9 protein-coding genes are annotated in these 12,809 nt (G+C 52.1%); 8 read left to right on the top strand and 1 reads right to left on the bottom strand.

Annotated elements, in window-relative coordinates:
- Positions 1 to 125: 125 nt before the first annotated feature.
- A complete protein-coding gene (locus FMR86_RS01790; RefSeq protein WP_163349348.1) occupies positions 126 to 320 on the top strand; it encodes a hypothetical protein in 195 nt (64 codons plus the stop codon).
- Positions 321 to 1,052 carry a ubiquinone/menaquinone biosynthesis methyltransferase gene (locus tag FMR86_RS01785; protein ID WP_163349347.1) on the top strand — a complete coding sequence of 244 codons (732 nt, stop codon included), beginning with the start codon at positions 321 to 323 and terminating at the stop codon, positions 1,050 to 1,052. It abuts the gene before it with no gap.
- A gap of 2 nt (positions 1,053 to 1,054) precedes the next feature.
- Here the strand turns inward: FMR86_RS01785 and FMR86_RS01780 are convergent, their stop codons facing one another.
- Positions 1,055 to 1,264: a DUF2065 domain-containing protein gene (locus FMR86_RS01780; protein WP_015850645.1), complete on the bottom strand. Its 210-nt coding sequence runs from the start codon at positions 1,262 to 1,264 to the stop codon at positions 1,055 to 1,057.
- Between the two features lie 144 nt (positions 1,265 to 1,408).
- On the opposite strand from FMR86_RS01780, the gene FMR86_RS01775 reads away from it, so the two are divergent.
- The 6 genes from FMR86_RS01775 to FMR86_RS01750 all read left to right on the top strand — a co-directional run bounded on the left by FMR86_RS01775 (position 1,409) and on the right by FMR86_RS01750 (position 12,680).
- Positions 1,409 to 2,719 carry a nucleotide sugar dehydrogenase gene (locus FMR86_RS01775; RefSeq protein WP_163349346.1) on the top strand — a complete coding sequence of 437 codons (1,311 nt, stop codon included), beginning with the start codon at positions 1,409 to 1,411 and terminating at the stop codon, positions 2,717 to 2,719.
- A gap of 3 nt (positions 2,720 to 2,722) precedes the next feature.
- Complete coding sequence (gene mqnB / locus FMR86_RS01770; RefSeq protein ID WP_163349345.1) at positions 2,723 to 3,421, top strand: futalosine hydrolase; 699 nt, start codon at positions 2,723 to 2,725, stop codon at positions 3,419 to 3,421.
- A 50-nt stretch (positions 3,422 to 3,471) separates the two neighbouring features.
- On the top strand, positions 3,472 to 4,440 hold the full coding sequence (locus FMR86_RS01765) for a polyprenyl synthetase family protein (protein WP_163349344.1): 969 nt from the start codon (positions 3,472 to 3,474) through the stop codon (positions 4,438 to 4,440).
- Positions 4,441 to 4,468: 28 nt separating this feature from the next.
- Positions 4,469 to 6,955 carry an HDOD domain-containing protein gene (locus FMR86_RS01760; RefSeq protein WP_163349343.1) on the top strand — a complete coding sequence of 829 codons (2,487 nt, stop codon included), beginning with the start codon at positions 4,469 to 4,471 and terminating at the stop codon, positions 6,953 to 6,955.
- A gap of 33 nt (positions 6,956 to 6,988) precedes the next feature.
- Positions 6,989 to 9,967, top strand: a complete 2,979-nt coding sequence (locus FMR86_RS01755) for a phosphoribosylformylglycinamidine synthase subunit PurS (RefSeq protein ID WP_163349342.1) — start codon at positions 6,989 to 6,991, stop codon at positions 9,965 to 9,967.
- 274 nt (positions 9,968 to 10,241) lie between these two features.
- Positions 10,242 to 12,680: a glycosyltransferase gene (locus tag FMR86_RS01750; protein ID WP_163349341.1), complete on the top strand. Its 2,439-nt coding sequence runs from the start codon at positions 10,242 to 10,244 to the stop codon at positions 12,678 to 12,680.
- Positions 12,681 to 12,809: the final 129 nt, after the last annotated feature.

The following is a 12,809-nucleotide window of genomic DNA, read 5'->3' as shown; positions in this document are numbered from 1 at the left end:
GAGCCTCACAAAAGAAGGGTGCTTAACAGGTTTTCTTCTTTTTACCCGCCCGGCGCCCTACCTGTGGAGGTCGTGGCCATTTCCCACCGGGCGGGGTTTTTCAAGCCTAATCAAGGATATATACCATGGATAAAATTCAGAAGCAGGCTTTGCAGGTCGCTAAGGAAATCGTAGTAAAATTCATCGAGGTAGGAAGAATTTCCCCCTCCAATTTTTCTGAGCACTTTAATGCCATCCATGCTGATGTTGTTGCTTCCGTTGTGGAGCAGGAAAACAAGCTTGCCGGGACTTCCGAAGACGGCAAGGGAGATGCAAGGTAGATGGCGCAGGAATCGCATCAGGAGCATGGCAGGAAAGTACAGGATATGTTCGGCAGAATTGCCGGATGGTATGACTTCCTGAACCATTTTTTGAGTGCCGGGCAGGATATTTACTGGCGTTATCGTCAGGTAAAGCTTGTGCGTCCGGGCAAGAATGGTCTGGTGCTTGATCTTGCGGCCGGAACCCTTGATGTTTCCGTGGAGATGCTGCGTCAGTACCCGGATGTGAAAGTTCTGGCCATGGATTATACCCACCAGATGCTGGCCTGCGGTAAGACCAAAAAGCTGGAAGGCAAACACGTCGAACGCAGCCGGAGCATCGCCTCGGTTCAAGCCGACGGAAGGGTTTTGCCTTTGCCGGATAACTGCCTTGACGGAGCTACAATTTCTTTCGGCATCAGAAATATTCTTCCCCGTGAGGATTGCTACAGGGAAGTCCTGCGTACGCTCAAACCCGGCGCACGTTTCTGTATTCTGGAATTCGGTTCCGGAAGCAAAAAAATCTGGAAGGGTGTTTACAATTTTTACCTGAACAAGGTGTTGCCCCTGCTGGGCAAGGTGGTTTCCGGTGATTCCGGGGCCTATTCTTATCTGGCGGACACAATCCGGGCCTTCCCGGATGAGCGGGCCCTTGCTGAGGAATTGCGCGAAGCAGGTTTCGGACGTGTGATGTTCATCCCGTTACTTTCAGGGATTGTCTACATCCACGTGGCCGAGAAAACCGGAGAGTAATGCTATAAATCTGTCAATGACTGACCGAAAGAGATCAGCAGCAGACCGAAAATCATGGCGATGAGTCCAAGAATGCGTAACTGCCGCGGACCGCGCTCAATAATGGAAATAAGGATTCTGGGCATGCGCTCAGAAAAGACAAAATAGGGAATCCCTTCAATAATGAAGGCCAGACCAAGGGCGGACAGAAGAAAGGACCAATCGATATGCATAATGAATGATATGTATATGTGCTGGTTGATTATGTCTACCCTTAACGAAACAGAGTTGTTTTATTAAATTTTAAGGCCGGAATTATTATACAAGTGTTTTAAGGGCTTATTTTGTTATCTAAGAAATAAAGGACAAAAAAGTTTATGATTAAATTCTCTGACATTGAAGCAAAGAACACAACTATTGCTGTGGTGGGACTCGGTTATGTGGGGCTGCCTCTCGCTGTCGCCCTTGGCCGTAAATTCAAAGTGCTGGGTCTTGATATTTCCGAACAGCGCGTGAAAGAATTGAACGAAGGATTTGACCGCACCAACGAAGTGCTGGAGACCGACTTCCACAACTATGTGGAGTTCAGCACCGACGGTTCCCGTCTTAAGGAATGCGGTGTAATTATTGTTGCCGTACCCACTCCCATTGACGAAGCCCGCAACCCGGATCTGCGTCCTGTTGTCGGAGCTTCCACCATGGTCGGCGAGAACATGGCGGCCGGTTCCGTGGTGGTTTACGAATCCACTGTTTACCCCGGACTTACCGAAGATATCTGCGTACCCATTCTCGAAGAGAAGTCCGGTCTCAAGTACGGTGCTGATTTCGGTGTCGGTTATTCTCCCGAGCGCATCAACCCCGGTGACCGCGAACATACCCTGCAGACCATCGTCAAGGTCGTAGCCGGTAACAATGCTGAAGTTGCAGAACTGCTGGATAAGCTCTACTCTTCCATCATTACCGCCGGTACCCACCGTGCGTCCTGCATCAAGGTTGCCGAGGCCGCCAAGGTTATTGAAAACACCCAGCGTGACCTGAACATCGCGCTTATGAACGAACTTTCCATGATTTTTGATAAGATGGACATCGATACTCTCGATGTTCTGGAAGCAGCGGGAACCAAGTGGAATTTCCTGCCGTTTCGTCCCGGTCTGGTAGGCGGACACTGCATCGGTGTCGATCCCTATTACCTGACCACCAAAGCGGAAGAGATCGGCCACCACCCGCAGGTAATCCTTGCAGGTCGTAAGATCAACGACTCCGTGGGCAAGTTTATTGCCGATACCACCATCAAACAGATGATCAACGGCGACAGCAAGGTCAAGGGTGCCAAGGTCGGTGTTCTCGGCCTGACCTTTAAGGAAAATGTTCCCGACCTGCGCAACACCAAGGTTGTTGACGTTGTGGATGAGCTGGAATCCTTCGGTGTTGATGTGTTGATTCATGATGCTTACGCTGATCCCGAAGAAGCTGTTGAAGAATACAACATCAACACTTCTTCCCTTGATGAGTTCAAGGATCTTGAAGCAGTCGTGCTGGCTGTATCCCACGATGAATACCGTGAACTGGATTTCGATACCATCAAGAGCTGGTTCAGAAATCCCGAAAACGCACTGATTATCGATGTAAAATGCTTTTTTGACCGCAAGGAACTGGAAGCAGCGGGCATCAGGCACTGGAGACTTTAGTTTTTGAAACCGATTCTTTTTGTTACGGCAACAGCCAAGGAGATGAAAGCCGCGCTGGGCGGTGTCTGCAAACTGCCCGCTCTTAAGCAGGGCCGGGTTGCGGAGTTCATGTTCGGCGATCGTCCCGGGCTGTTGCTGGTAACCGGAATCGGGGTTATTAATACTTCTTTCGCGCTGGGGCAGGCTCTGGCCGGAAATGATGTGGGCATGGTTGTGCTGGCCGGAATCGCCGGGACATTTAATGCAGAACCTTTTCCGCTCTGTTCAGCCTGCGTGGTTAAGAAGGAAATCTGGCCCGAGTACGGGCTGAAGAAAGACGGTCATGTCGATCCCAAGGGACTGGGGTTCAGTCTCGCGGAGATCGACGGGCAGCCTGTCTGGAACGAGGTCAAACTTTGTTCCGGAAAAAGTCTTTTTGATTCAGGACTTGACCGATTTGAAAATCTGCCCGAAGCTGTGTCATTGACTGTGAGCGGAGTGACCGCCACAGCGGAGGGTGCTGCCGCATACAGAAATGAATATGCGGCGGATATAGAAAATATGGAAGGTTTTGCGGCTGCGTATGTGTGCGCCCTTGTCGGGGTGGGGCTATGCCAGGTGCGGACTGTTTCGAACCTTGTGGGTTCAAGAGATAGTGATGATTGGGATTTGCGCGGTGCTTTGGCCGAACTGGGCCGGGTCTGCTCAGTTCTTCTCAAGTGATTCCCTAAAACTGTTCTTGTTCTCTCGCAACCGGGGTAATTCATACGCGGATGATTGAGTTATTAGCCTATTTTGAAAAGGAACTGCCTCTGATTAACGATTTCCTTGATAAGGAAACCGCTAAGCTTGAGGGATTGGTTAAAGATGTTGCAAGACATGTTCTGCTTGCTCCGGGCAAGAGAATCCGTCCTGTGCTGACCATTCTTTCCGCCCGCGGACTGGGGTATGGAAAAGATGATATCTACCCTCTGGCCGGTTCTCTGGAGCTGCTTCATGCCGCTACCCTGCTGCACGATGATATTTTAGATGATGCAGACCTGCGTCGTGGTGTGGAAGCTTCCCATCTGGTTTTCGGCACCACCGAAACTATTCTGGCAGGGGATGTTCTGCTCGCACTGGCTAACAGAATAGGGGCGGATTACGGCAAGCCGCGTATCAGTTCCGTACTCGCTTCCGGCATTATGGCGACCGTTGAAGGTGAAATTCTCGAGATCGCCCATATTTCCGAGCCGTTGATGGATCGTGATACCTACATGGATATCATCATCGGCAAGACCGCTCGTTTGATCGAGACCTCCTGCAGGCTGGGAGCCATCCTCGCTTCGGATGACCGCGAGAAAGAAGATGCGCTGGGCAATTTCGGCCTGAACATGGGTATTGCCTTCCAGCTTGTTGACGACGCACTTGATTATGAATCCCCGGCGGATGATACCGGAAAACCCGAAGGCGGAGATCTCAGGGAAGGTAAAATCACTTTACCTTTGATTCTTTATCTTGAGATGTTACAAGAAAAAGAGGCGGAGCAGTTACTTGCTGAAATCAAGAACCGGACTCTGTCGGATGAAAAGCGCGAACATGTGTTAGCGGAGATCAGGAAGCACGGACTGGGCTCCCGCACCAGGACCTACGCTGCTGAATATGTGGAGAAAGCCAAATCGTGTTTGGCTCCGCTACCCGAAAGTGAAGAAAAGCAGGTGCTGAAACAGGCCGCTGATTTTGTGCTGACCCGTAAAAAGTAGGTCCCGGTAAAAGAGAGGAGCTGTAGTTATGAGTCTGGAAGATATTCTTGAATCACCGCGCTTGATGATGAAACTCAGCTTTCCTCCGGTCATGCTCCAGCTCATGCAGGAGGCCAGCAAGCCGGAACCTGATTTTGCAGTGCTCGGCAAGATCATCAGCATGGACCCGGCTCTTTCCACCACAATTCTTAATCTTGTCAATTCCCCTTTTTACGGCCTGTCGCAGGAAATTACCGATTTTAAACGGGCCGCAGTGGTTCTCGGCACCCGTGAGCTTCTGAATCTGGCGGTGACCATCACCTACCAGAAGCATATCTGCACCAATCTGCAGAATGACAGTTATAAGATTTACAATGATTGGATGCTGACTGTCTGGGGAGCGATTTCCGCACAGCTTATTGCCTCCCGTATATGCCCTGAACAGGCGGATCAGGTTTATCTCTGCTGCCTGCTTAAAGATATTTCCCTGCTGTTCCTGCGTTGTGCCGCCCCCGGTGAGTTGCCGGATGATATTTCAAAAGATTCGGTCACCCGGTCCTATTCAGGGCAGGCGGAAACTGAAAATGACATCTGGGGTATGAATCACGGCGGACTGAGTCAGCTGCTGCTTACCCGCTGGAAGATGGACCATCTTAATTGCCCGGCCCTGCAGCATCACCACGCCCTTGATGAAATCGATACTTTTGATCTGCCGACTCAGGCCGTTATTCTGGCTACCAGATGGGCTGAAATGGAATTGGGTAACGATTCCGCTCCCTTTAATGTTTTGCAGTTTGAAGTGCAGTTGCAGCGTTCCCTTGATATGGATGAAGAAGCCATTGAGGCTTTTCGTGAGGTCTGCCGGACCAAGTTTCAGTCCATGCTCAAGATACTCGGTATGGCCGACGGGGAAGAGGATGCTCATTTTTACAATCATTCTATCAAAAATCTTCAGTCCAGCTATTTTCTGAGCCTTGAGCTACTTACTGCCGAGGGCGGAGTGGATTCCATTGCCCGGACCATCGGCAGGCACCTGAAACTCAGCTGGGATATTGTCGGTTGGGAGCTGGCTCTTAAGTCTCCGCACACGGATAAGTATAAATTATACCGGGTTGCTGAGGGTGAGGGACTGAACATGGTCGCCGCAGATTGTCCGCTGGATGAAATCCCATGGCAGAAACGCGGAGCAGCGGAGGATATCGTCAGCAGGAATATGCTTCTGGGCAGGTTCCGGTTTGATTCCAAGAGCCTCAGTGCTGAAGATCTGAAGAGCTTGAAACTTTATTTCCGTTTTATCGGTCAGGCTTATGAGCACTATTGTGCAAAGCAGCACCTCATTGAAGACCGGGCCGAGACCCTCGAAACCCTTCCGCTTGGCGTAGCCAGTTTGGATATACAGGGCGATCTGATTGATATGAACGAGGAAATGGTCCGGCTGCTGGGCGGGGCTTCAATCTCCGGCAGTAAAAATTTCAATGAACTTTTTAAGCTAGGGCTGGGGGCCGGACTGGGGGCCAGCTGGGATACATTCCTCAGCGATGACTCAAGAAGTTCATTCAGCAAAATCATCTGCGCCAGCCTGCGCACCGGGGGCATGCCGCGAGATGCCTGCCTTTATGTTTCGGCCTACAAACAGGACCGGGGCGAGGAACATCTGATTTCTCTGGTCATGGAGGATATCCGGGAAATTTCCGAAAGCCAGATTCAGGCCCTCAAGCAACGCGATTTTCTTGAAGGGCTGGTAGATTCCATGCGTGACGTGGTGCTCACTGTGGATAAACGGGGACATATAACTTACGCATCGTCCCGTTTTTCCAAGATTTTTCTGGGGCGCAATATTTTTGAAATTGCCAGCCCCGTTGAAACATATACCGGTCGCTGGGGATCGGATATGTTTGATAGGGAAAAGACTGTTGTGGAAGTTCTATTAAAAAGAACTGATACAGCAGGGCGTCCTTTTGAATTCGTCATCAGCAAACTGGCCGGGCCGGGTGAGAAGAGTCTGATTGTCGCCCGTGATCTTACCGCCATCCGCAGGCTTGAAGATAAGCTTAAGCGGCAGGCGGTGTTTGACGGATTGACCGATCTTTTCAACCACACTCAGTTTAACACCCTGCTTGCCCGAGAGATCAACCGCAGCAGACGCACCGGGCGTCCTGTGGGGCTGCTTTTCTTTGATCTGGACGGCTTCAAGGCTGTTAATGATACTGAAGGCCATCAGGTCGGCGATGATGTTCTTAAGAGTGTGGGCGAGATTCTGCGTAATGAACTGCGTTCCGGTATGGATTTTCCCTGCCGTTACGGCGGGGATGAATTCGGGGTCATTGTTACTGAAGTCCGGGCTGAGGCTCTGGAGAAAATCGGGAACAGGATCAGGCTCCGGGTGGAGAAGAAATTTTCTGGTAAAGTCACTATCAGCGGCGGGCTAACCGTGCTCAAGGAAGGGGATACTTCCGCAGCCATGTTGAACCGCGCTGATAAAGCTACATATGAAGCCAAGGATTTGGGCGGAAATGTACTGGTCTGGGCCAAATAGGCTCGGACTTTTAATCATTAAGAGGAGATAGCCATGCTCTGGCGTGTCGAGGTCGCACTTAAAGACCATGTCCGTGATGTCCACGGACACAAAGTTTCCAATAAAATCAAGGAAGAACTCGGTCTTGAGGCCGGTGAAGTCCGGACCATCAAAGTATATACTGTAGAGGGTCTTGAAAAAGACGAAATCGAAAAGGTTCTGGAACTGGGAGTGCTGCACGATCCGGTTCTGCATACCCCTTCGCTGGAACCGCTGGCAAAGGATTTTGCATGGAATCTTGAAGTGGGCTTCCGTCCCGGTGTTACCGATAACGAAGGCCGCACCGCCAAGGAATCAGTTATTCTGGTTACTGAACCTGCCGACGTTGAAGCGGTGAAGGTTTACACCTCCACCCAGTATCTTTTTGCCGAAGATCTCGGTCTGGAGCAGGTCAGCCATATTGCCAAGGACCTGCTGGCCAACGAACTCATCCAGCGTTACGAAATCCGCTCGGCAGACGAGTGGATCAAGTCTCCCGGATTTGAAGCCAAGGCCGCCCGGGTTACCGGCAAGGCCAGCGATGAAGTTCAGATTATCGATCTCGCAGCCATGTCCGATGACGAAATGATGGCCTTCAGCCGCGAGAACACCCTTGCCCTGAGTCTTGAAGAATTCCACGGTATCCGCAGTTATTATGCTGATCCCGAAGTGGTTAAGCAGCGTGAGGAAATGGGACTCACCGCCCGGCCCACCGATGCTGAACTGGAAGCTCTGGCCCAGACCTGGTCCGAGCACTGCAAGCATAAAATTTTCAGCTCCAAAATCTCATACGAAAACAAGGAAACCGGGGTTTCCTCCACTGTAGACAGCCTCTACAAAACCTGCATCATGAACACCACCAAGGAAATCCGCGCTGAAAAAGGCGATGATGATTTCTGTCTCTCCGTGTTCAAGGATAACGCAGGCGTTATTAAATTCAACGACAAGCTCAACGTCTGCGTGAAGATGGAGACTCATAACAGTCCTTCCGCTCTTGATCCCTATGGCGGAGCATTGACAGGGATTGTCGGTGTCAACCGTGACCCCATGGGTACCGGACTGGGCGCGAACCTGCTTTGCAACACCGATGTTTTCTGCTTTGCTTCTCCCTTCCATGAAGGCGAGCTGCCCCCGCGCCTGCTGCATCCCCGCCGCGTTTTCGAAGGCGTGCGCGAAGGTGTGGAGCACGGCGGTAACAAATCCGGTATCCCCACTGTAAACGGCTCCATTGTTTTTGATGAAAGATATCTCGGTAAGCCTCTGGTTTACTGCGGTACCGTGGGAACCATGCCCGTTGAATCCGCCGGTCGCCTCAGCCACGAAAAGCAGGCCATGCCCGGTGACATTATCGTCATGACCGGGGGCCGTATCGGTAAGGACGGCATCCACGGAGCAACCTTTTCTTCCGAGGAACTTCACGAAGGTTCCCCGGCAACTGCGGTGCAGATCGGCGACCCCATCACCCAGCGTAAGATGTACGACTGCCTGATGCGTGCCCGCGACATGGGCCTGTACAACGCCATCACCGATAACGGTGCGGGCGGCCTGTCCTCTTCCGTTGGTGAAATGGCTGAAGACTGCGGCGGTTGTGATCTCGACCTCGCCAAGGCCCCGCTCAAGTATGACGGTCTCAAGCCTTGGGAAATCCTTGTTTCCGAAGCACAGGAACGCATGACTCTCGCAGTTCCGCCGGAAAAGCTGGACGAGTTTATGGCTCTGGCCGATGAAATGGACGTGGAAGCAACCGCGCTTGGTACCTACACCGACAGCGGCCTCTACAACATCCGTTACGGCGAAAAGCCCGTGGCCTGTCTGCGCATGGACTTCCTGCACGACGGCGTACCCCAGATGAAGCTCAAGGCGGTCTGGGAGCGTCCTGAAATCGAATTCAGCGGAGAACCCGAAGTTGCTGATCACACCGAGCTGCTTAAGGATATGCTCGGACGTCTGAATATCTGCAGCAAGGAATACGTCATCCGCCAGTACGACCATGAAGTGCAGGGCCGCAGTGTGGTCAAGCCGCTGGTGGGTGAGCAGGAAGACGGTCCCGCTGATGCCGGCGTGCTCCGCCCGGACTTTGATGATGACAAAGGTCTGGTCGTTTCCCACGGTATCTGCCCCAAATTCTCCGATCTCGATACCTACTGGATGATGGCCAACGCAGTTGACGAAGCCATCCGTAACGCGGTTGCCGTTGGTGGTGACATCACCCATATGGCCGGTATCGACAACTTCTGCTGGTGCGACCCGGTCCAGTCCGAATCCACCCCGGACGGACACTACAAGCTGGCCCAGCTGGTTCGCGCCAACCAGGCCCTGTCCCATTTCTGCCGTGCTTTCGGAGTGCCCTGCATTTCCGGTAAGGACTCTATGAAGAACGACTACAAGGGCGGCGGCGTAAAAATCTCCATTCCGCCGACAGTTCTGTTCTCCGCAGTGGGTATTGTTCCGGACATCAACATGTGCGTGACCTCCGACTTCAAGAGGGCCGGAGAATTCATCTACGTGCTCGGTCTGACCCGTGACGAAATGGGCGGCTCTGAAATCGCTTCCCAGCTCAACTTCGTCCACGACAAAGTTCCCCATGTTGAAGCCCTCACAGCCAAGGCCCGTTACATCACTCTTAATCAGGCTATGCGTCAGGGCTTGGTCAGCTCCTGCCACGACCTTTCCGACGGCGGTCTGGGTGTGGCTCTTGCCGAGATGTCGCTGGGCGGCCGCATCGGTTGTGAAGTGGATCTGCGCTCCGTACCCACCGAGTATGGCATGTCCACCCTGTCCACACTTTACAGCGAATCAGCATCCCGTTTCGCAGTAACCGTGGCTCCTGAGAATGCTGGCAAGTTCGAAGATCTCTTCGCAGGTCAGATTTGCCAGCGCATCGGTATGACCATGGGCGGCAACTCCTTCGGCCTCATGGAAGGCTCTGAAGGCATCATCCGTTGCAAGACCGAAGACCTCGCTACCGCTTTTAAGGAAACCCTGAACTGGTAGCAGGGTAGTTAAATAGAAATTGAAGGCCGCGTTTCCATTGGGAGCGCGGCCTTTTTTGCCTTCGGCGACCCTGCCGGGGGCCTTAAACCCTTTTCCAAAAGGGTTTAAGAATCCCAAAACGTTTTAGTAGGCTTTGCCGTTGGGGGCCATGGGATATTTTCCTCCTTTTGTTTTCTCCGAAATAACCCGAAACCGTAACCGAACCGTGGGACTGTTACAGCCTCCTGTCCTTATTTAAGAGGCAAAAATTAACTGCACGTCAGGAGGTTTTGCCATGAAAGGTTCTAATGTGAGGGTGGACCTGCATGTACACTCTAAATATTCAACCCGTCCGTCCCAGTGGATTCTGCAGAAGCTGGGCTGCCCGGAGAGCTTTACCGAACCGTTGAAAATTTATGACCGGGCCATGGCGCGGTCCATGAACATGGTCACCATTACCGATCACAACACCATCAAAGGCAGTCTGGAAATTGCCCACCTTGATAACGCGTTCATCAGTGAAGAGATCACCACATATTTCCCTGAAGACGGCTGCAAGCTGCACGTGCTGGCCTATGATATTACCGAAGAACACCACCGCGAATTTCAGAAGGTGCGTGAGAATGTTTTTGATCTTGTTCCTTACCTGCGTGAACAGTCCATTGTTCACGTGCTGGCCCATCCGCTATTCGCAGTTAATGAAAGGTTGACCCCGGAGCATTTTGAGCAGGCTTTGCTCCTCTTCAACACCCTTGAGCTCAACGGCACCCGCGATGAAATGCAGAACGAAGCCCTGCGGACCATCGTGAATAACCTCACTCCTGAAAAAATCGACCGTCTCGCCAATAAACATAATATTGAACCTTACGGAAAAACCCCTTGGGTCAAGGGACTCACCGGAGGGTCGGATGACCATTCCGGCATCAACATCGCACGTGTTTACACCGAATTTGTGGATGTTAACACTCCGCAGGAGATGCTTAAGGCGGTCAGCGAAGGCAGGGGCATGGTTCAGGGTAAAGCAGCCACCCCGCACACCATGGCTCACAACCTCTACGGCATTGCCTACCAGTTTTACAAATCCCATTTCGATTGTACAAAGCTGCAACGCTCGGTTGAGTGTTTCCGTTATATAGATAACGTGCTTGATCCCGGCGACAAGGAAAGTCCCTCCATCCTTGATAAGCTGCAGAATTTTATCTACCGCCAGCGTTCCAAAAGCTATTTCAAGACCTCAGATTCCGTGCAGGCCGCGCTGCTGCGTGAAGCCAACCGCATTGTTGAAAGTGATGAGCGGGCCCGCAACATAAGCTGCGGATTTAAATACAGCCCGGAAGAACTGGAAGATGAATGGTTCCGTTTTGTAGGTAATGCCACAGACAAGGTCCTTTCCGGTCTCGGTGATAAGATTATCAACAGTGCGCTGGGCGCGAATCTTTTTGATGTCTTTCATACCATCGGTGCGGCAGGTTCCCTGTACACCCTGCTGGCTCCGTACTTTGTTTCCTACGGCCTCTTTGCCAGTGAACGGGAATTCGCCCGGGACTGCCTCACAACCTTCGGGCACAAGGACCCGTTGGAAGGGGAGACCAAAATTGCCCATTTCACCGATACCTTCAGCGATGTGAACGGTGTGGCCCTGACCCTGCAGCATCAGCTGGATGTGGCCCGCAAGCATGACAAGAAACTTACTGTCATAACCTGCGGCTCCGATGGAGGTTCTACTGATCAGGTGGTAAATTTCACCCCGGCAGGGGAGTTTGAACTTCCTGAGTATCCGGAACTTTCTTTTAAATATCCGCCTTTCCTGCGGGTTCTGTCCCACTGCCTTGAAAACAATTACACCCTGCTGCATCTGGCTACTCCCGGTCCGGTAGGGCTGGCCGGGCTGGCCGTGGCAAGGCTGCTCAAGCTTCCGGTACACGGCACTTACCACACAGCCTTCCCGCAGTATGTGCGGGCCTTTACCGATGATACCGGGCTGGAAGACATATCCTGGAAATTCATGATCTGGTTCTACAACCAGATGGATACGGTCTTCGTTCCTTCCGAAGCCACCGGAGACGAGTTGGCCGAGAAGGGCGTCAAGCCATACAAGATCAAGGTTTATCCACGTGGAGTGGACACCAGCCGCTTCACCCCTGAAAAGCGCAACGGTTTTTACAACAACCGTTTCAAGGTCAAGGAAAGTATCAAGCTGCTCTACGTGGGGCGTGTTTCCAAAGAAAAGAATCTCGACATACTCACCGATGCTTTCAGGACTGTCTCATCCATGCGCCCGGAATTACACCTCGTGGTGGTCGGTGACGGCCCATATCTTGAGGAAATGAAAGCAAGACTGGAAGGCTGCCCGGTAACTTTCACCGGATATCTGGACGGCGACGAGCTTTCCTCCTGCTACGCCAGCTCTGATGTCTTCGTCTTCCCCTCCGCAACAGACACTTTCGGCAACGTGGTCTTAGAAGCGCAGGCTTCCGGTCTCCCGGTCATCGTCACCGACTGCGGCGGCCCTTGCGAGAATCTCATCGAAGATACCACCGGGCTGATTGTGGAAGCCGGAAATTCCGATGCCTTAACAAGGGCCATCGTCCGCTTGGCCGATCATCCTGAACTTCTGCAGTACATGAAAAAGAGCGCGCGTACTTACACTGAGAAACGCTCCTTTGATGCGGAGTTTTTGAAGACTTGGACTTTGTATGAAGATTTGTCCAAGCGGGATGCTATTCAGCATTAAGATTTAAGATACCTGCCATACAGAATCAGCCCCCGTGGACTTTTGTCTGCGGGGGCTGATTTGTTCTGGTGACAAAAAAAGGCCCGGCAACTAACGTTGCCGGGCCTTTTAACTCGTCTGTATATCAGA

It is taken from the genome of Desulfovibrio sp. JC010, assembly GCF_010470675.1.
Taxonomy (GTDB): domain Bacteria; phylum Desulfobacterota; class Desulfovibrionia; order Desulfovibrionales; family Desulfovibrionaceae; genus Maridesulfovibrio.
Note: the sequence above shows the minus strand (reverse complement) of the source record. Positions and strands in the feature narration are given on the sequence as shown.

What these genes read in the sequence shown, in the direction of transcription:
- FMR86_RS01775 (WP_163349346.1), top strand. Translation starts at nt 1,409, where the DNA reads ATGATTAAATTCTCTGACATTGAAGCAAAGAACACAACTATTGCTGTG.
- FMR86_RS01790 (WP_163349348.1), top strand. Translation starts at nt 126, where the DNA reads ATGGATAAAATTCAGAAGCAGGCTTTGCAGGTCGCTAAGGAAATCGTA.
- FMR86_RS01765 (WP_163349344.1), top strand. Translation starts at nt 3,472, where the DNA reads ATGATTGAGTTATTAGCCTATTTTGAAAAGGAACTGCCTCTGATTAAC.
- FMR86_RS01750 (WP_163349341.1), top strand. Translation starts at nt 10,242, where the DNA reads ATGAAAGGTTCTAATGTGAGGGTGGACCTGCATGTACACTCTAAATAT.
- FMR86_RS01785 (WP_163349347.1), top strand. Translation starts at nt 321, where the DNA reads ATGGCGCAGGAATCGCATCAGGAGCATGGCAGGAAAGTACAGGATATG.
- FMR86_RS01755 (WP_163349342.1), top strand. Translation starts at nt 6,989, where the DNA reads ATGCTCTGGCGTGTCGAGGTCGCACTTAAAGACCATGTCCGTGATGTC.
- FMR86_RS01760 (WP_163349343.1), top strand. Translation starts at nt 4,469, where the DNA reads ATGAGTCTGGAAGATATTCTTGAATCACCGCGCTTGATGATGAAACTC.
- FMR86_RS01780 (WP_015850645.1), bottom strand. Translation starts at nt 1,264, where the DNA reads ATGCATATCGATTGGTCCTTTCTTCTGTCCGCCCTTGGTCTGGCCTTC.